Source organism: Burkholderia oklahomensis C6786, assembly GCF_000959365.1.
Lineage (GTDB): Bacteria > Pseudomonadota > Gammaproteobacteria > Burkholderiales > Burkholderiaceae > Burkholderia > Burkholderia oklahomensis.
Genome location: NZ_CP009555.1, coordinates 3,186,957 through 3,205,975, shown reverse-complemented (window position 1 = coordinate 3,205,975; position 19,019 = coordinate 3,186,957). Strand labels below are relative to the sequence as shown.

At 63.9% G+C, this 19,019-nt stretch carries 15 protein-coding genes and 3 pseudogenes; 5 read left to right on the top strand and 13 right to left on the bottom strand.

Annotated elements, in window-relative coordinates; all coding sequences use genetic code 11:
• Positions 1-22 precede the first annotated feature (22 nt).
• Positions 23-1,441, bottom strand: coding sequence for an adenylyl-sulfate kinase (gene cysC, locus BG90_RS14395; RefSeq protein WP_010116106.1), 1,419 nt, complete (start codon positions 1,439-1,441; stop codon positions 23-25).
• Between the two features lie 228 nt (positions 1,442-1,669).
• Entirely contained in the window at positions 1,670-2,272 is a 603-nt protein-coding gene (locus BG90_RS36150; protein WP_158335896.1) for a hypothetical protein, read from the bottom strand.
• Between the two features lie 347 nt (positions 2,273-2,619).
• Between BG90_RS36150 and BG90_RS14390 the strand changes: the two genes are divergently transcribed.
• The 4 genes from BG90_RS14390 to BG90_RS14375 all read left to right on the top strand — a co-directional run bounded on the left by BG90_RS14390 (position 2,620) and on the right by BG90_RS14375 (position 8,615).
• A complete protein-coding gene (locus tag BG90_RS14390) occupies positions 2,620-2,853 on the top strand; it encodes a hypothetical protein (RefSeq protein ID WP_232288885.1) in 234 nt (77 codons plus the stop codon).
• A gap of 93 nt (positions 2,854-2,946) precedes the next feature.
• Positions 2,947-4,170, top strand: coding sequence for an efflux RND transporter periplasmic adaptor subunit (locus BG90_RS14385; RefSeq protein WP_010116109.1), 1,224 nt, complete (start codon positions 2,947-2,949; stop codon positions 4,168-4,170).
• On the top strand, positions 4,167-7,313 hold the full coding sequence (locus BG90_RS14380) for an efflux RND transporter permease subunit (protein WP_010116110.1): 3,147 nt from the start codon (positions 4,167-4,169) through the stop codon (positions 7,311-7,313). The genes BG90_RS14385 and BG90_RS14380 overlap by 4 nt, the downstream gene beginning before the upstream one ends.
• A gap of 81 nt (positions 7,314-7,394) precedes the next feature.
• Positions 7,395-8,615: an MFS transporter gene (locus tag BG90_RS14375; protein ID WP_010104847.1), complete on the top strand. Its 1,221-nt coding sequence runs from the start codon at positions 7,395-7,397 to the stop codon at positions 8,613-8,615.
• Between the two features lie 22 nt (positions 8,616-8,637).
• Here the strand turns inward: BG90_RS14375 and BG90_RS14370 are convergent, their stop codons facing one another.
• Entirely contained in the window at positions 8,638-10,485 is a 1,848-nt protein-coding gene (locus tag BG90_RS14370; RefSeq protein ID WP_010116112.1) for an autotransporter domain-containing esterase, read from the bottom strand.
• Between the two features lie 143 nt (positions 10,486-10,628).
• Positions 10,629-11,674: pseudogene (locus BG90_RS14365) on the bottom strand (acetyltransferase).
• A 547-nt stretch (positions 11,675-12,221) separates the two neighbouring features.
• On the opposite strand from BG90_RS14365, the pseudogene BG90_RS37335 reads away from it, so the two are divergent.
• Positions 12,222-12,566, top strand: a pseudogene (locus tag BG90_RS37335) (transposase); the annotation flags it as partial.
• A gap of 84 nt (positions 12,567-12,650) precedes the next feature.
• On the opposite strand, the gene BG90_RS32825 reads toward BG90_RS37335, so the two are convergent.
• The 9 genes and pseudogenes from BG90_RS32825 to BG90_RS14325 form a co-directional block, all read right to left on the bottom strand.
• A protein-coding gene (locus BG90_RS32825; protein WP_181911577.1) for an IS5 family transposase occupies positions 12,651-13,462 on the bottom strand; the annotation gives its coding sequence in 2 pieces (ribosomal slippage) (positions 12,651-13,114 and positions 13,114-13,462; 813 coding nt in all).
• A 68-nt stretch (positions 13,463-13,530) separates the two neighbouring features.
• Positions 13,531-13,797 carry a hypothetical protein gene (locus tag BG90_RS37330; RefSeq protein ID WP_232355032.1) on the bottom strand — a complete coding sequence of 89 codons (267 nt, stop codon included), beginning with the start codon at positions 13,795-13,797 and terminating at the stop codon, positions 13,531-13,533.
• 10 nt (positions 13,798-13,807) lie between these two features.
• On the bottom strand, positions 13,808-14,134 hold the full coding sequence (locus BG90_RS14350; RefSeq protein WP_010121927.1) for a hypothetical protein: 327 nt from the start codon (positions 14,132-14,134) through the stop codon (positions 13,808-13,810).
• Between the two features lie 55 nt (positions 14,135-14,189).
• Positions 14,190-14,741 carry a peptidylprolyl isomerase gene (locus tag BG90_RS14345; protein WP_025990503.1) on the bottom strand — a complete coding sequence of 184 codons (552 nt, stop codon included), beginning with the start codon at positions 14,739-14,741 and terminating at the stop codon, positions 14,190-14,192.
• 87 nt (positions 14,742-14,828) lie between these two features.
• On the bottom strand, positions 14,829-15,629 hold the full coding sequence (locus BG90_RS14340) for an alpha/beta fold hydrolase (RefSeq protein ID WP_038802158.1): 801 nt from the start codon (positions 15,627-15,629) through the stop codon (positions 14,829-14,831).
• Positions 15,626-15,799 (bottom strand): hypothetical protein, encoded by a 174-nt coding sequence (locus BG90_RS36460; RefSeq protein ID WP_162486567.1) that lies wholly within the window; start codon positions 15,797-15,799, stop codon positions 15,626-15,628. The genes BG90_RS14340 and BG90_RS36460 overlap by 4 nt, the downstream gene beginning before the upstream one ends.
• A 230-nt stretch (positions 15,800-16,029) precedes the next feature.
• Positions 16,030-16,908: pseudogene (locus BG90_RS14335) on the bottom strand (Tn3 family transposase); the annotation flags it as partial.
• 165 nt (positions 16,909-17,073) lie between these two features.
• Positions 17,074-17,337 (bottom strand): PAAR domain-containing protein, encoded by a 264-nt coding sequence (locus tag BG90_RS14330; RefSeq protein ID WP_010121919.1) that lies wholly within the window; start codon positions 17,335-17,337, stop codon positions 17,074-17,076.
• Between the two features lie 9 nt (positions 17,338-17,346).
• Positions 17,347-19,005, bottom strand: coding sequence for a type VI lipase adapter Tla3 domain-containing protein (locus tag BG90_RS14325; protein ID WP_045568186.1), 1,659 nt, complete (start codon positions 19,003-19,005; stop codon positions 17,347-17,349).
• Positions 19,006-19,019 lie beyond the last annotated feature (14 nt).

Here is a 19,019-nt window from a genome sequence, read left to right as displayed (position 1 = left end):
AGCATGAATCCATGCAACGGCGTCACGCCGCGGCCTCGGCGGCGCCCGCACGCTCGGCGGACAGGCGCGTGTCGATGTAGTGGCGGCGCAGCATCTGCGTCGCGGCCTCGACGTCGTGCGCCGTCGTATCGATGCGCAACTGCGGATTCCGCGGCGGCTCGTAGTCGGAATCGATCCCGGTGAAGGAGCCGATCAGTCCCGCGCGCGCGCGCCGATACAGTCCCTTCGGATCGCGCGCTTCCGCGACCGCGGGCGGCGTATCGACGAACACTTCGACGAACCGCCCCGCGCCGACGATCGTGCGCGCCGTTTCGCGAAACGATCGTTTGGGCGAAATGCAGGAGACGACGACGAGCAGCCCCGTGTCGGCCATAAGCGCCGCGACCTCGGCGATGCGGCGCACGTTCTCCGCGCGGTCCGCGTCGGAGAAGCCGAGATCCGCGTTCAGGCCGCCGCGCAGCGTGTCGCCGTCGAGCACGACGGCCGGCCACGCATCGGCATCCGCATGCCGCTTGAAGCACGTCGCGATCGTCGTCTTGCCCGCGCCCGAGATACCGGTCAGCCAGAAGACGAGCGGCGCGGGCGCGCCCGGCGCACGCATCGCGGGCGCGAGCCACGGCGCGGCTTCGCGGCCGTCGAACGGCGCGGCCCGCGTCATGTCGTCAACGCGCACCGCGATCGTGTCGCCCGCGTCGAGATCGACGCGCTCGTCGAGCCAACTGCATCCCTGGATCCGCTCGATGACGATGCCGTCGTGTATCAGCTCCTGCGTCCACACCACGCCGTCGGCGCGGCCGCGCTGCGCAGCGGTCAACACGATCTGCTCGGGCGCTGCCGCGCCGTTCGCGCAGGCGTCGCCGGGACGGCATGTCAGAAACGGCAGCGGCGCGCCGAGCGCGCGCAGCGCGTCGGCGCGCACGCGAGAGCGCGGCGCGGCCGCGTCGGACACCTGCTCAAGCACCGAGTCGAACGTGATTTCATAGCGCGATTCGAGGAGACGCTTCTTCATCGCGACGTCCGCCTCGAGCAGCGCCGCATCGCCCCATTCGACGAGTTGCGCGGCGTAGCGCACGCCGTTGGGCACGACGGCGACGTTCGCCGCGCCGAACCGGCGAGCGAATTCGCCGAGCCGAGCGCCGTAATGCGGATCGAGCCCGGCGCGTTCGCCGGGCGCGAGCCCCAGCACGACGTCGAACCGCCCTTCCCGGTCGGCGAGCGTTGCCGCCCGATCGGCCTCGACGAACGATATCCGCCCGTCGAGACCGTTCGCCTCGGCCTGGGCACGGACGAGCGACGCATCATCCCCGTGCGCGAGCGCCACGACTCGCTGCGCACCGCACTGCAATGCCAGCAATCCGGCCGCGCCCGCTCCGCACGTGTCCAGCACCCGATGCGCCGGCGCGATGGTGCGACGCAGGCCGTTCACCGCCGCGATGGACAATTCCGATGTCCGCAGAAAATCATGGCAGGACCGCATAAAAGCAATACCGCGTCTACGCTCTCTCATGGACGTCGTCATTTAATCGTTTTACATGCGCATGCACTATGAGCACGCGCCCTCGGAATGTCTTTTTTCGATCTTCTGCGGCGCTATGGAAAGGCGACCGGCTTTCCGAATCGCCTCTCAATCAGCGTGTTTTTACATTACTTATTCTTAACGAGCAAGTACTTATTTTTGTAGTTCATATAGAAAATATTTGGCATCACAAAAATCAGTTTTTCCTGCACGCCATAAAGAGGCGTTCGGAATCATCCCATTTCTCCGAGTTTGCACATGAAGCAACATTTCAACGACATCACTGCAATTCATATCGATATGCGCAGGCTTGACAAACACTGTAAGGTCCTGTTGAATGCCACAACCCGAGTGTGATCGAGACATGATGGCAAACGCGCGGATCGACGCGGTTACCGCCTCCCAGAAGGCGGAACGCGAATCGCCGCAACAACCGCCCGCGTTCGAGAAGCCTTGCGGCGCGCACGACATGCGACGCCCGCCGATCCGCAAAGGGAGCTGTGGCCATGGCCGGGCCATCTCAGTCATCTCTCTACGGTAGAAAGGCGCGACATGAATTCCGAGGTTCATCGACGTCCCGATGCTGCTTGCCCCGACGTGGTCCCGCTCCCGGCGGAGACCTGGCGGGCCAATCAAGCAAATCCCGCCTGCGCGCTCGTACGTAGCGAGCGGCAATCCGTTCTCAGTCGATACCGGCACACGCCCGCGCGCGCCGAACGCTCGTCGTCGATCGTGGCGAACGAGCGTCGCCGGCATGCGCGCGCATCATAGCTGCACGGCATTGTCCGCCGTTTTCCCGTTCTGGCGCCCCGCTGAAATACCGGCGTGAAGATCGATAAGCCGCGCCTGATTAAATGATTAGGCGCGGCTTGAAAAGCCGGCTTATTCGCCCGGCCAGATCCGCTCGCCGCGCCATTCGTTCCGAAGACGAAAATCAATGCAATTTTTCGTCCAATGGATTTCGATATATATGGCCCCATTTCATCGCACGGCGTCAAATCAATTGAACCGGAAAATAGAATGCGTTCGCCGCGATGCGCGTACTCCTACCGTCATTCGCGGCGGAAAACTATTTTGAGACTCCTGTTCCGGACAGGCCCAGCATGAAATTCGAGTCGAGCGAACAGGTGATCAACGACAGGCTATTGCGCCCGCGCGACGGGTTTGCCCAAGGCGGAAATACCTGCCCGAAAATGGAGGATTTCGCCCCCGGCGACTCGGTCGAGGCCAACGCGCCAGCCCTCGCCGAGAAGCGCCCCGAGCGGCGCCGCGCGAACCCGCAACGCCCGGCACGCGGGCCCCGGCACGCCGACCTCATCACGTCGCACCGGCCGTGACGCGTTCGCTCGAATACGTTCCCGACCGTTCACCGACGCCGACATCGCGCCGCGATGCCGGCCGCATTCATTTGTACGCCCATCTGCATGCCCATGTCTTTCCTCACGCGCCGTAAACTCGTTGCGCTCGCATCGATATCGATCGCCGCGATCGCGTTCCTTGCCTGGCTCGTCAAACCTTCGGCCGACGCGCGCGCAGCCGCCGCGAAGCGGGCCGATGCCGCGATTCCCGTCACGGCAGCCGTCGTCGGCACGATGAACCTGCCCGTCTACCTGACCGGAGTCGGCTCCGTCACGCCGCAGTACGACGTGACCGTGAGGAGTCAGGTCGACGGCCAGATCACGAACGTGCGGTTCCAGGAAGGCCAGCAGGTGCATGCGGGCGACGTGCTCGTCGAGATCGATCGCCGGGCGTTCCAGGCGACCGCCGATCAGGCGGCCGCGAAGCTCGAGCAGGACAAGGCGACGCTCGCGAATGCCCGGCTCGAGTTCGAACGCTATCGGAGGCTTTCCGAAGTGAACGCGACGACGATGCAGTTGCTGGAATCCTGGAGGGCGCGCGTCAACGAACTGAACGCGCAGGTGCGCGGCGACCAGGCCGCCCTGCAGAACGCCCGCGTGGCAGTCGATTACACGACGATCCGCGCGCCCATCTCGGGGCGCATCGGCTTCAGGCTCGTCGATCAGGGCAACCTCGTCAAGGCCAACGACACGGTCCTGCTCACGCTCGTCACGACTTCGCCGATCACGGCGATCTACTCCGAGTCGCAGGACGCGCTGCCGGCAATCCAGGCGGCGCTGCGGCGCGGCCAGGTCGAGGCCGTCGCGATGAGCACGGACGGCGCGACGGTGCTGTCGCACGGGCGGCTGAGCACGATCGAGAACCGTGTCGACCCGAGCAGCGGCGTGATCCGGATGAAAGCGGTGTTCGAGAACGCCGACGGCGCGCTGTGGCCGGGGCAGTCGGTAATGATCCGCACCGTCGTCGACGTGCTGCGCGACGCGACGGCCGTGCCGGAGGATGCGATCCAGATCGGGCCCGAAGGCAGCTTCGTCTATGTGATCGGCGCGGGCGACAAGGTCGCGATGCAGCCCGTCAAGGTATCGCAACGGGCGCTCGGCTACGCGGGCGTCGCGAACGGCCTGCAGGTCGGCCAGCGCGTCGTCGTGCAGGGCCAGTACCGGCTGCAGGATGGCGCGCGCGTCGCCGCGACGATGATGCCGGCGCGCGACGCCGAGGCCCGCGCGACCGGCGACGGCGCGCGGGCGGCCGGCGGCGAAGCGGCCACGACCATGACGGGCGCGCACCGATCATGAGCCAGAACATGTTCGCGGTGTTCATCCGCTATCCGGTCGCCACCTGCCTGATGACGGCGGGCATCCTGTTCGCGGGCGTGGCCGCGTATTTTCATTTGCCCGTCGCCCCGCTGCCGCAGGTCGAGTTCCCGACCATCCAGGTTTCGGCCGTCCTGCCCGGCGCCGATCCGGTTTCGGTCGCTTCGACGCTCGCGCAGCCGCTGGAGACGCAGTTCTCGAAGATTCCGTACGTCACGCAGATGACGTCGCAGAGCACGCTCAGCTCGACGTCGATCGTGCTGCAGTTCAGTCTCGATCGCAGCATCGACGCGGCCGCCAACGACGTGCAGTCCGCGATCGACGCGGCGGCCGCGCAATTGCCGGCGGACCTGCCGTCGCCGCCGACGTTCCAGAAGGTCAATCCGGCCGACTCGCCGATCATGCTGCTGAGCGCGATATCCTCGACGCTGCCGCTCACGACGATCGACGACTATGTCGAGACGCGGCTGACGAAAAGCCTGAGCCAGATCGACGGCGTCGGCAGCGTGTCGATCGGCGGGCAGCAGAAGCCGTCGATCCGCATCCAGCTCGACCCCGTCAAGCTCGCATCGCGCGAGCTGTCGTCCGAGGAGGTGCGCCGCGCGCTGTCGGGCCTGTCGGGCGTGAATCCGAAAGGCGTGTTCAACGGCACGACGCGCTCGTACACGATCTACACGAACGGACAGCTCACCGATCCGGCGCAGTGGAACGACGCGATCGTCGCCTATCGGGCCGGCACGCCGGTGCGCATCCGCGATATCGGGCGCGCGGTGCTCGGCCCCGAGGACAACACGCTCGCCGCGTGGATCGACGGCAAGCGCTCGATTTCGGTCGGCATCTACAAGAAGCCCGGCGCGAACACCGTCGCGACCGTCGACAAAATCCGCGCCAAGCTGCCCGAACTCGAGGCGTCGCTGCCGCCGTCGCTGAAGATCGCCGTGCTGGCCGACCGCACGCAGACGATCCGCGCATCGCTGCTCGACATCGAGCTGACGCTGCTGCTGAACGTCGTGCTGGTCGTCGTCGTGATCTACGCGTTTCTCGGCAGCGTGCGCACGACGATCATTCCGGCCATCACGGTGCCGGTCTCGCTGTTCGGCGCGTGCGCGCTGATGTGGGCGTGCGGGTACAGCCTCGACAACATCTCGCTGATGGCGATGACGATCGCGGTCGGCTTCGTCGTCGACGACGCGATCGTGATGGTGGAGAACATCGCGCGCCATGTCGAGGAAGGCGAACGGCCGCTGCAGGCCGCGTTGAAGGGCCTGAGCGAAACGAGCTTCACGATCGCGTCGATCAGCATCTCGCTCGTCGCGGTTCTGCTGCCGCTGTTGCTGATGGGCGGCATCATCGGCCGCATGTTCCGCGAGTTCGCCGTCACGCTGTCGATGACGATCATCGTGTCCGCATTCGTCTCGCTGACGCTCACGCCGATGATGGCGTCGTACCTGCTGCGCGCGCAGCGCCACGACGGCGGCCGCGCGCCCCGGCCCGGCCTCTTCGAGCGCGCGTTCGCGCGGATGTCGGCCGGATACGAGCGCGCGCTCGATGTCGCGCTCAGGCACCGCTTCATCACGCTGTGCGCGTTCTTCGCGTCGGTCGCGGCCTCGGTGTTCCTCTACATCGGCATCCCGAAAGGCTTCTTCCCGCAGCAGGACACGGGCGTGATCACCGGCATATCCGAAGCCGCGCAGACCATTTCCGTCGAGGACATGGCGCGCCACTCGATGGCGCTCGCCGCGATCATCCGCGCCGACCCCGCCGTCGAGCACTGCCAGATGGCGGTCGGCGGCAGCGCGTATGCGGGCACGACCGTCAACAACGGCCGCTGGTACATCACGCTGAAACCGCGTGATCAGCGCGACGCCACCGCCGACGAGGTGATCCGCCGGCTGCGGCCGCAATTCGCGAAAGTGCCCGGCGTGCGCATGTATCTGCAGGCGGCACAGGACGTGATCATCGGCGCGCGGCTCGCGCGCACCCAGTACCAGTTGACGCTGCAAAGCGCCGATGTCGGCGAGCTGACGACGTGGGCGCCCCGCCTGCTCGCGCGGCTGTCCGCCCTGCCGCAGTTGCGCGACGTCGCGAGCGACCAGCAGGTGAACGGCTCGGCGCTCAGCGTCTCCATCGACCGCGATCAGGCCGCCCGCTACGGCCTCACGCCCGAGGCGATCGACGGCACGCTGTACGACGCGTTCGGCTCGCGCCAGGTCGCGCAGTACTTCACGCAGTTGTCGACCTACAAGGTCATCATGGAAACGCTGCCGTCGCTGCAGCGCGATCCGGGCACGCTCGACAGGATCTACATGAAATCGCCGTCGGGCGCGCTCGTGCCGCTGTCGTCGGTCGCGCGCTGGACGACCGACTCGGTGCAGCCGCTGTCGGTCAATCACCAGTCGCATTTCCCGTCGGTCACGATCAGCTTCAACCTCGCGCCCGGCGTCTCGCTCGGCGAGGCGACGACCGCCATCGAGGCCGCGCAGGCCGCGCTGCGCATGCCGCCCGCCGTCGTCGGCTCGTTCCAGGGCACGGCGCAGGCATTCCAGAGCACGCTGGCGACGATGCCGATGCTGATCCTGTCCGCCCTGATCGTCGCGTATCTGGTGCTCGGCGCGCTGTACGGCAGCTTCATCCATCCGTGGACGATCCTGTCGACGCTGCCGTCGGCTGGCGTCGGCGCGATCGCGACGCTGTGGCTGTTCAAGTACGACTTCAACCTGATCGCGCTGATCGGCGTGATCCTCCTCATCGGCATCGTCAAGAAGAACGGGATCATGATGGTCGATTTCGCGATCGCCGCGACGCGCGAGCAGAACATGACGTCGTTCGACGCGATCCGCAACGCGTGCCTGCTGCGCTTCCGGCCGATCATGATGACGACGATGACCGCGCTGTTCGGCGCGGTGCCGCTCATGTTCACGCCCGGAATGGGATCAGAGCTGCGGCAGCCGCTCGGCTACGCGATGGTGGGCGGGCTGCTGGTCAGCCAGGTGCTCACGCTGTTCACGACGCCCGTCATCTATCTGTATCTCGACACGCTGTCGAACCGTCTGAAGGCACGCTTCAGGCCGCTCGGCCTCGACATGCCGTCGAACGCACACGCGGAGGGCGCGCCCCAGGACTGACGGGCCGTGCGCCGCGCCTCGCGGCGCGCGCCCGACGCCCACCCGTTGCGCGCGCCCCCTCCCGTCAGGACGCCCCGCCCCATGAGCGCATCGCGACCGGCCGGCAACGGCGATCACCCGTTCACCGTCGTGCGCGTGTTCACGCTCGCGCTCGATTACGCGAAAGGCTTTCTGCTGCCGCTGCTCGTCTACCAGCAAAGCGGCGGCAGCACGCTCGCGGTCGGCATCGCCTATTTCGTCGAATTCATGCCGCGCGCGCTGCTCTCGCCGGTGTTCGGCTCCATCGTCGACCGAAGCGTCGGCAAGCGGCTCGCCTTCGCCGTCGAGGGCTTGCGCCTTTTCTTCATGCTGGCGTGGGTGCTGCTCGGCAAGACCCATTTCGCATGGATGCTGTCGAGCGTGGTGTCCCTGCTGTCCGGCATGTCGCTCGTGTACTACGAGGCCACCGCCGCGCAGCGGCTCGCGCCTGCCGGCCTGCAGCGCTTCCAGACGCGCTCGCAACTGCTGGAGCCGCTCGCGCGGCTTGCGGGGCCGGGCGTCGCCGCACTGGCCTTTTCCGGGCTGTCGCCGCGCGCGGCGATCGGCGCGCTCGCGCTCGGCTACGGGTTGCTGTTCGCCGCGTCGATCGCCTGGCGCGCCGCGACCACCCGGCTTTTCGCCACCTCCACCGACCGCTGGACGCTCGCGTCCGAATGCGCGCGTTTCATGACACTCGCGACCAACGCGAAACTGCTCGCGCTCACGTTCGCGGGCGGCTTCCTCAACGTCTTCTTCGGGGTCTTCCAGTCGCTGATCGCGCCGACGATGATCGGCCTCTACGGCCTGCCGGTCGCGTACAGCGCGATGCCCAACCTTGTCGGCGGCGCGATCTCGTTCGCGCTTTGCATCGCGATCCCGCGCTGCGCGAAGGATCTGCGCCCTGCCGGGTTCGGACGCCTCGGCGTGCTGTGCCTCGCCGTCGCCGCCGTCCTGTCGGCGGCGAATCTGAGCGTGTGGCTCTTCTGCCTGGCGTTCGGACTGCTGATCGTCGGCAGCGCGTTCTTCGGCATTTTCTTCCGCGACAAGCGCTACAAACTGATTCCCGAGCAGCAGCTCGCGCAAGGCATCGGCGCGACCACGTCGGTCATGACCGCGTTCCTGCCGGTCGCGGGGCTCGTGACCGCCGCGACGAGCGCGTTTCCTTCCGTGCTCGTCATCGGCGGCGTCGGCCTCGTCGTGGCCGTCGCGCTGCTCGCCGCGATCCGCTTCGTCGGCGGCGACGCGCACGGCGCGGCGCGGCGCTTCGCCGCCGCGGATGAGTAGCCGGCGGCGTCCTTGCGCTCGCTCAGAATGAGCCGCCCAGCATCGCGAGCAGATTGTACGAACGACGCTGCGCGTTGCCGATATCCAGTTGCACGGCCAGCTTGCCTCGCCACCGCTTCGCGGGATCGATGGTCAGCGCGATCGATAACCGTTCATAGGTCGCGCTCGCGCCGTCGACAGCCGTGCGGATTGACAGGTCGGGCGCATAGCGCTGGGCGGTGACGAGCGTTCGGCCATTGAACGCATCGTGGCGCAGATGCGCCTCGGCCGACAATTCGCCACCGCGCAGCCCGATCGCCGCGAGCGGCGCAGCGAAGCGCACGCCCGCCCCCGCGCTCACGCCCTTCAGCCGCTGCACGCCGACGCTCTGCACGAGGATCGGATCGCCGTCCTCCGCGTAGCCGCGAGCGACGAGCTGCGTATAGCCGACGTCGGCGACCGGGCCGAGCCGCGCACCGCCGAGCGGGAACAGATACCCGGCCTTCACGAGCCCGCCGAAGTCGAAGCCGTTGGTGTTCGCGCTGATCGCCCCGGCCAGCACGGCGCTGCGGTTGAGCCGGTACTGGCTCCAGCCCGCGCCGACATACGATCGCACGAACAGGCCGGCGCGCTCGAATGCGTGATAGAAGCCGAGCCGGTATGCATGAAGCCCGATCCTCCCCTGCCCGTTCGCGATCGAGCCGTTCGCGTTGCCGCTCGAAAAAAGCGCGCCGGCTCTCGAGCCCGCGGACAGCCTGTACTCGGCGCCGATCGAGAACATCTCGACGTCGCTGTCGAACGCGTCGATACCGGTCGCGGCGCCGTGGAAGTTACGCGTATAGCCGACATCGGCGAAGAGCGACAGCTTGTCCGACAGCGCGACGCGCCGCGGACCGAGCGGCCCGCTGTCGGCGCCGCTCAACGCCGACAGCGCGCTCGCCCGCGCGACGTCGAGCCCGAGCATCGGCGCGGCCGAGATCGCGGTCGGCGCATTCAACTGATTCGCGACGTAGCGTGCGATGTACTCGTGCGCGCTCGTCATCATGTGCGTGCCGTCCGCCGTGAGATAGGTGTTCTGCAAATCGACGGAGCCGCCGTTGCAGGACGGCACGTGGCGGCACTGCACGTCCGGCGTATCGTTCAGCCCGTAGGCGGACGGATTCCGGCGCATCTGGTTCAGCAGGGCCGACACGTCGAACAGATGAACGTTGACGCCTTGCCGCGAAAACTGCACGAGATCCGCCGGCAGCTTGTTGTTGTAGTCGACGTATCCCGGCCGCGTGCCGTTGGCGTCGTTCAAGTTCAGGATCACGAACTGGCGGCCGCCGATCCCGATCAACCGCTGCAACTGCGCATTGAGGTTCGACAGCGTGTACGCGCTCATTTCCGCGATATTCGCCGGCCGGGGCACGCCGAGAAACGGCTCGATGCCGTTCAGGCTCGCCTTGGTCAGATCCTGGTCATTGGTACCGATCCAGATGCCGACCACATCGTCGTGCTGCAGGCGCGGGCGCGCGGCGATCAACTGGTCGACCTGATCGACGAATCCCGGCAGCGTGCGCCACGCCGGACGCGCCGCAATGATGTTGAGATAGCCGCCGTGGCCGCTCAGCGCGCCGTTGATCGCGTAATCGTCGTCGGGGGAGAATCGCGCGCCGATCAGGCTCGGCAGGTATTCGGCCCACACCGGGCCGTTCGACGAGCGGCCGTTCCGAAAGATCGTCGACGTGGCGTTCGGCAGGATGCCGGTCAGCCTGACGACCCGGCCGTTGTCGGTCAGGCTGTCGCCCAGCGCGTAGAACTCGTACGCGGAAGCTGCCTCGGGCATCGCCAGCGCGACGCCGATCGCGATCGCCCCGAACGCAAGCGCCTTCTTCGCATGGATCTTCATTTGTCGAAGCACCGTCCCTCGATATTCGACATGCATGTTGTCCGAGGCTCGTGAGCGAGCCTTTCTCATATCCGAAATCGCCGCTGAAAACCGGCGCCTGCGCGACACGGCCGCCCCGCGCAGGCGCGCGCGCCGCACGCGGCTCAGCCGGCGAACGTGGCCTGAAAGCGCGCGGCGAACCGATCGACGTCGATTTCGGGAAGGTGATTGATCCCGGCCGCGAGCTTGCGCCCGCCTCCCGTGTCGAACAGGCGGCAGAAATCGTCCGCGCCGACCGGGCCGCCGGCGGGCACCCGCACGCTCACCACGTAGCCGCCGTCGCGCCGCGGCTCAGGATCGCGAGCGCGCGGCGCGACCCGTCCTGCATCAGCTCGTTCGCAAGCACGCCGCTCACGCGGCGCGCCCATTTCTCGGCCGGCAGCACGAGCATCGTCGCGTCACGCGACTCGAACGCCGGCTCGATCGAGCGCGCGCGATGAAGATCGTCGCGACAGCCCTCGGCCAGCACCGGCATCACGTCGGCCCGGGCGATGAAGTCGAGCGGATCCGCGTACGGCAGCATCGCGTCCGCCAGCGCGAGCGGCGAGAAATGCAGGTCGTCGAGATCCTCGCCGTACGCGTTGTAGTTCAGGCAACGGCCCAATTGCGCGAGCGATTCGATTGCGCCGGGCGCGACGCCATGCTTTTGCGCCAGCGCGCGGCCGACGTCCGGCAGCGCGTCGCCGAATGCGGCAACGACCGCCCAGCTCGCATGACGTCCGTGCAGGTAACGATTGACGAGCACGCCCGTGCAGACGTCGGGCGCGGTGTCGATATACGCGTGAAAGCGCGGATGGTTCGGCAGCTCGCCGGCAAAATGATGATCGAAGTAGCGCAGCGCGGCGCCTGCCGCCAGGATTCTCGCGACATCGTCGCGATTGCGGTCATGGGACACGTCGAGCACCGTGACCCGGCACCCCGGTCCAGCCGATACGCGCGCCAGTAGCTGAATGTCGCGCTTGACGCCCGTCACCAGCGAGGCGCCCGCCCCGTCGCCGAGCCGCAACTGCTGCAATGCGCACAAGCCGTCCGCATCGCCATTGAACACGTAGATTTCTTCCGCCTTCCCGCGCGACGTCGCCGTTTCCACTGCCTCGGCCTTCGGGTTTCCCGCATCGCGCAATTGCGGCGTAAATGGGTTGTCGTCCAATTCATCCTCTTTTCAAAATCGAATAAAGACGATCCTGCCATCGGCGATTGTCTTTTTCAGTCGATATGAGTGGAGCTTGAATGCCAATTCGCGATTCGCCTCCGGTTTTCCGATTGATTTACCGCCGACAATGGCCTTTAGCCGTCGCGCGGGAAATCGCGTTTGATGCATGCGAGACCCGCTTGCGTCGCGGCATAACCCGCCCGTTTCGGCCAGATTCCCGATGCGCTCGGGTGCGCCGCATGCCGTATGCCTCGCCTTCCGTTTCAACGATGTCTATCGGAAAATACCAATCCGCCCGGTTCGATCGGCATATATTTTGGAAACCAAATATCTTCACATGACGGATCGATCATCGCCGATTTTGAATGTCAATGGAATGACTTCGGCATGGTTGCAATCGTCGACAGGAGAGCCGATAGAGGTCGTTTCGGAAGCGTCGTCGCATTCGCATGCCGCGCGGCAATATGACGCACGCGAATGCATGCGTTGCTGCGTGACAGAGATGGCCGCGCAAATTCGGACAGTCGGACAAGACAGTACGACTTTCTATGTCGTCTACACTCCACGCAGCATAGCTTCACTGCAGATTCTGGTGAATGTCGCGGGACGCAGGTGGGAAATCGAAACTAGCTTTGAAGCGACCAAGGGGGAGTGCGGCCTGGATCATTATGAGGTGCGTCGATGGCGCGGGTGGCACCGCCACATCACTCTGGCGCTTCTGGCGCACGCAGTACTCGTCACCCTTCGGATCGAGGGTAAAAAAACTCCTGAAGGCAAGATGCCCCTCAGCCCGCAGGAAATTCGTCGGCTGCTGTGCCGCCTGTTATGGCGCGCCGTCCATCTGATCAATCATGTGATTGCTTGGTCAATTTGGCGACGTACTCACTAGTGGCGCGTGCAACAGTCCCATTACCAGCGCCGTGGTTTCACCCCGCCTTTCAGTTAGTATCTACGGCTGTAGTACTAAGAAGCGCTAACAGAATGATTTTTGGAGGTGTCGCCAGCAAATGATGCAGGCGGCGATTTTCATGAACGCCTCGTGTATGGCGGCGAGGCGCTCGAACCGAATGCGCAGACGTCTGAAGTTGTGCAGCCACGCGAAGGTGCGCTCGACGACCCACCGGGTCTTGCCGAGGCCGCTGCCGTGGGGCTCACCACGGCGTGCGATCTGCGTGGCGATACCGGCAGCGTGCAAGGGCTTACGATATTTGTCGTGGTCGTAACCGCGATCGGCCTGCACAACGACGGGCTTTGACAGAGGCCTCCCGCGCTTGCCACGAATGGGCGGAATGGCCTCGATCAGAGGCAGCAGTTGGGTGACGTCGTTGCGATTGGCACCCGTGAGGATCAGCGCGAGCGGGATGCCCTGCGCTTCGGTAACGAGATGGTGCTTTGAACCGGGTCGCGCCCGATCGGTGGGATTGGGTCCTGTTTTTGACCCGATCCCACTGCACGAATGGAGGACGAATCGATAACCACACGCGACCAGTCGATGCGATCGGCTGCACGAAGTTTGGCCAGCAATACTTCGTGCAGCCGGTCCCAGACACCCGCCTGTTGCCAGTCGCGCAGTCTGCGCCAGCAGCTCATGCCCGAGCCGCAGCCCATTTCCTGCGGAAGCATTTCCCAGGGAATACCGGATTGCAGCACGAACAGGATGCCGGTCAGCACGGCGCGATCGTCCAGCGGCTTGCGGCCCGGGTATCGCGTACGGCGTGGCTTCGGTGGAGGCAGCAGCGGTTGGATCAGTGACCACAGTTCGTCATCGAGTATCGGTTTGGCCATGGCCTCCTCGTCAGCGAAACAACGAAGAGGTTAACAAAATGCGCGGCGGGTTAACAGCCCCCAAACACTCATTTTGTTAGAGTTTTTAAGCCTTGTTGGAACGCTTTACACCGGCAAAACACATCAAAATCAACGTACCCCCTGCCGGGTAGCATCCGTGGCTGTATATTGATATGCACCGCGTTGGGATTCGTCACGCCCGCCTTGCGCTGGATTTCCCCGGCCTCGGTCGCCTGGATGTTCAGGAGCATCCCGAAATCGACCTGCAGATAACCGTCGCTGACCGCCGTGACCGATACGCCACCGATATCTCGAGTCGGAAAAATCGTGCTCATGATGTTCACCTCAGTTCTTTGCATGAATACTGCCATTCTCGTAGGAGAAACACCGGATTCGCGCCGCCACTCCGGTCTTCTCCTTGATCAGGGAATCGACCTCGTTCACGAAGTCGCCCAACACCGGCGCCGTCCGGAACACTTCCTTACGCAGCTTTACCTCGACATAGATCGGCGTTCCGAAGCCGACTTGCGCCGACACATAGCATACGTGGACATTGCTCTGCTTTGCCTTCAGGACCTCCACGCACAGGTTCGCGAAGGAGGACGACAAGGCCGAAGCAGCCTCGGGTTCCAGACGATTATTCTCGGATATGAAGACAGCGATGTTTGGCATCTTGCATTGATTCCTTGCGGATACGCTCCGATCACAAAGAGGGCCCAATCGCCTGTCAGCCCGCCGTCAGACGGACGCTTCCGATGAGGTCGGGATTGGCGACCTTCCCGGTATCGGGCACGCCTAGGCGGAGCTGGTCGATCAGTTCCATTCCGCTCGTCACCTTTCCGAACGCGGTATATCTCCCGTCCAGGAAAGCGGCATCCGCGAGCGTGACGAAAAACTGATGGCAGGCACTGTTCGGATTCCGTGAACGGGCCATGCCGACCGTTCCGCGCTCGAACGGCAGGTGACTGAATTCCGCGTTCAGCTTCGGCAACGACGCAAGGTCCACGTCGGTGCCCTTGCGCGGGTCGCCGGTCTGCGCCATGAATCCGTCCACGACACGGGCAAACGGCATGGCGTCATAGAATTTCGCACGCACCAGCGACTTGATGCGGTTCACGTGATTCGGCGCCACGTCAGGGTTCAGCTTGATGGTCACGATCCCACTGCTCAGCGCCATTTCAAGGTAGTCGCCCGCATATTCCGACCAATCCAGTGCGACAGGAAGCGCTGCGCCGGCACACAGCCCCAGGGATCCACCGATAAACGACCGACGATTCATAAGATTCACTCCGACCAAAATGCAGGATCCGCGCAATCTCGCCACACTGCGAATCCAGTCACGCACACTCCGCGGAACGCCTGTTCCTCATTCCCGGCTTTCGCTCGCGGCGGGGATTTTCGTGTTCTCGATAAACGAAATGATTTCGTCGGTGAGCGCGTCGGGTCGCTCGAAATTCGGCAAGTGCGCCGCCCCCTGGATAATGTGCAGTTCGGCGTTCCGCTTGTCGGCCAGGCGTTGCGCATAGTCCATTGGCGTCAGCGTATCGTCGCTGCCTCTGATCACGACCGCCCTCACGCCCGGGATATTCATGTTCGTCAGATCCGACTCGGCGATGGCCAGCGAGCACCCGGCGAACGCCTCCACTGAGGTTCGACGCAGCATCTGCTTCATGCCGTCCGCATCCGGGCTATGGACGAAACCCGGCGTCACCCAGCGGCTGAGAATCTCCACTTCCAGATGCTCGATCCCGTGATTGAAGACATCCTCGGCCCGGGCCCGCCAGAGCGCCGGTGGAGCCGCATTGACGAGCGCCGTGTCGATGATGATCATTCCGCGTACCCGCCGGGGGATCTTGAAGCCGATCCATTGCGCGATCGTTCCTCCGATCGAAGCGCCCGCAACGTGGAACTCCTTGATCCGCAGCTGATCCAGGACCGCCATGACATCATCCGCGAGATCCGACATCGAAAACGGCTGGGCGTCGACAGCGCTCAATCCGTGACCCCTGATGTCCAGCCGGACGACGCGATATCGTTGCGTGAGGCGCTCCATTTGCGGGTCCCACAGATGCATGTCGGTTCCAAGGGAATGGAGAAGCACCAGCGTGGGCGCCTGAGCCGGCCCCCGCACATCGACCCTGAACAGTCGCTCACCAGTGCAATTCATGGCCATTGGCCCAATTGATTGCCCGATGAACCCTTCATCCATTTCAGCGCTTCGAACCCGAATATGGGCAGTTGCGGTTTGAAACTTCTCGATATGCCCAGCGTGGCGCGCTTGAGCGCGAGGGTTTCAGGCTCCATCGCCCGTCGCACAATCAAGACGCGATTCTTCAATTCACACTTTCAATCGAACACGACTTGGAGGAGCAGCTTACGATGCGGCGCACCACATCGCCAACGGATAATATCGATACAGGTATCGAAGGCATCGATGACCCAATGAGATAAAAAAGCTCATCGCAGAAAGAGGGTCGGCCGGGATTCGCAAATTTTTCGCCAAAATGGCCTTAAACCGCTGATTTTAAAGAAAAATCAAAGTCGATCACCGGATCGAGCGGCGGCACTTACCGCTGGAGGTCGAGCAGATAGGAGCCGAGCCGGTTGATGTGGTCTCTGCGGTATGGCGAGAGCGCCTCGAGCACATCGGCGTCGACCGGATGGCGTTTCGTCTGCATTTCCTTGAGCTTGCGCGACTTCCACTGCACGTTATAGAGGATGACCCTGTTCGCGACGAGCTGGTTGTACTTGATGACCTTGCGCTGCTCATGCCGAAGGTTCTCCGCGATAATATCCCCACCGAACATTAGCCATTTCGCGCAATCGTTGAACTGCTCGCTCTTGTTCGTCGCGGCGTGAATCGTGCGGCGCATCTCTGGGTCGTGGATGTAACGCAGCAGGAACATCGTGCGGATGACGCGCCCGAGCTCGTGAAACGCGAAGTACAGCTTGTTCTTCACGCTCTCGGAGCCGAGGCGCCGCAGGATCGTCGAAGGCGTCATGAGGCCGGCCTTGATCGAGATGGCCACGCGTAGCATGTCGGGGAAGTGCCGCTCAATCAGGGTCCAGTCGATGCTCACCCGGAACAGTGACTCGAAGTTCTTGTAGCGCCGGCATCGGTCGGCCTTATAGAAGACCAGATCCTTGACGTCGCGGATGCGAGGCATCGGGTTGATGCCGAGCAGATGTGCGAGCGCGAAGACCGGCGCGCTTTGCGCGTGCGTGTCGCCGTGGACCATGTCCGGCTGGATGTCGGACGTGTTCTTGATCAGCCCGTCGAGAATGTCGACGGCCTCGTGCACGCCACACGGGATGAAGTGGCTGAACAGCACGATGTACTTGTCCGAGACGTGGTAGTAGCCGATGCCGCCATAGCCGCCGTAACGGATGGGGTATTCGGACAGCAGGTTCTGCTCATAGAGGTTCCACTTCGTGCCGTCGGCCGATATGCGGCAGGGCAAGTGATCCGAGTTTGGCATGACGATGAAGCACGTGAGATCGTCGCCGGTAGCTTTTCGGAATGGCTCGGGCGAGTGGCGGCCAAGTTGGTCGAGTCGTGACATATCGGTCTGCTGCTAGGTCGCACTTGTGGTGCTTCCAGACCAATTCCGTTATGTGCGCCCGGACGTCGACATTGACGAGATGAGCGTCGCGCCGCACGACGTCTTGTGGCCGTCGAAAGCCACCGCGCGCCCATCGATTCGCACGCCTTCGTCGCCCTCCACGATCACGCAATGTTCGTGTCCGTTCATCGGGCACGTGCAGCGGTCGCCGACACAGGCCACCGCCCGCCCCATCACGGTTGAGCTCTCGCGGCCGGTTTCGACGCAGCCGCCGTGCGAAGTCGAGTCACCAATGCGAATCACGCCGCGCATACGCGCCTCTTATCGGAAAGGATTCACATCCGATTGCTTGTGCGTCGGCGGGCTCACCATCACGATCGTCGCCGTGCCGTTCGGCCGCCGATTGATCGTGGCGCTGGCTCCGCCTTCGTTGTAGCCGGCAATCAGACCGAGTCCGATTTGGACCAACGGCGAGCTGATGCCCGTGTTCCCGATCCGGCGGCCGATGTCGTAGCCTTCCTTCACGTCATCGAGACTCGGCGCGGACGGGCCGCTTTGCGCGAGCGCCTGGTTGATCGGCACGACCCAGGTGCGATCGCCCGTCGTGTCATAGAAGACCCGCTTCGGCGTTTCCCCGGTCGGCAGCGTATCGATGGCCTGCTGCCACCCCGCCTTGAGCGCTTCCGCTTGCTGCGCGGTCTTGAGCGGCTTGCCGTGCGCATCGGCGAATTTCACGTCGATGGGCCGATGCAGGTAGCCGAGCAGCGGCGCGTTGTCGAATTGCTTCACCTGCCATGTCGTCCAGCGCACCGGGATGTACGGCGTTGGTTTGAACTCGCCCGGCCCTTTGTTGCTGATCGTTTTCCAGAAATCGGGGAGTTTGGTTTGCCACCAAGCCGAAGTGACAAAACCCGGTGACATCGGCGTATCGACGCCTGCCTTCCGTTCCTGAGCATCGTAATGTGCGGAGAAGCTGTCTGGCCCGGAATCGTGATTGATCTTCCAGAAGTAGTTCCACAGACGCGTGATATCGTAATCGGTAGTGTTCTTGTTGACGTCCTCGGTCTGTTCGACAGCGTACGGACGGATCAGCCTGTCGACTCGATCTGAGCGGGACACGAGCATCGAAACCATGCTGTCCGGCATCGAGGGGATGTTCGACTGCTTGAATGTATCCACATAACCCGGTGTCTGGTTGAGCTTTCGGGTAGCTGCCCCATCAAACGTCACGATTACCGCTTCAGGAACATCCGGATGCGCGTCGAAGAACGCGAATAACTTCTCGACGATGCTGGTGCCGTCGTCGGTGTTCGCATCTTCCTGCCATAGCAGCAACGTGACGCCCAGGCTCGCCTCCTGTCGAAGACCGGAAAGTTCTGCGCCTGGCCGGTCGGCGCGCTGAGCCTTCGGCGGCTCCCAGATGAATACCGGAACCGGCCAATATTCGACGGAATGATGAGCTGCCAATTGGAAGCTCAGGCCGGTCGCAACGTCCAGATAGGTCATCCGGCTATCGTCGTTATCCGGGTAGTCCGCGGAATTTTTGGACATGTACGTCGAATAATTATCTGCCTTCGCTTCGATGGCCTTCCAAATCTCATCATTTGCATTGCGCCCTGTCACGAGCCCCAGACCGCGGACTTCCAACACGAATTTCTCGCCTGTCTGGGCAAGCAACGCCGGCGCACCGTTGTTGCCGTGCATTACTGCTGCCGGCGTCTCCGAAACGGTTGACGCGGAACTCACGGCTGCCGGCATCGGTTCATGTGGAACTCGATGCAGCCAGACATAGCTCGCCGCAAAGGCCGCTGCAACGACACCCAGTGCAACCAATACCCCGTTCCGAATGCTACCCGCCATGCCCGGCATCTCCTGTCCCGTTGCTTGCCAATGATGATAATGCTGCGTCATCACGAGGAATGTCCAAACTAGCGCGATCAAAACGAACACAGCCGCGAACGGCCAGATACGAGGTTTCATAGCGCCTCTTCAAT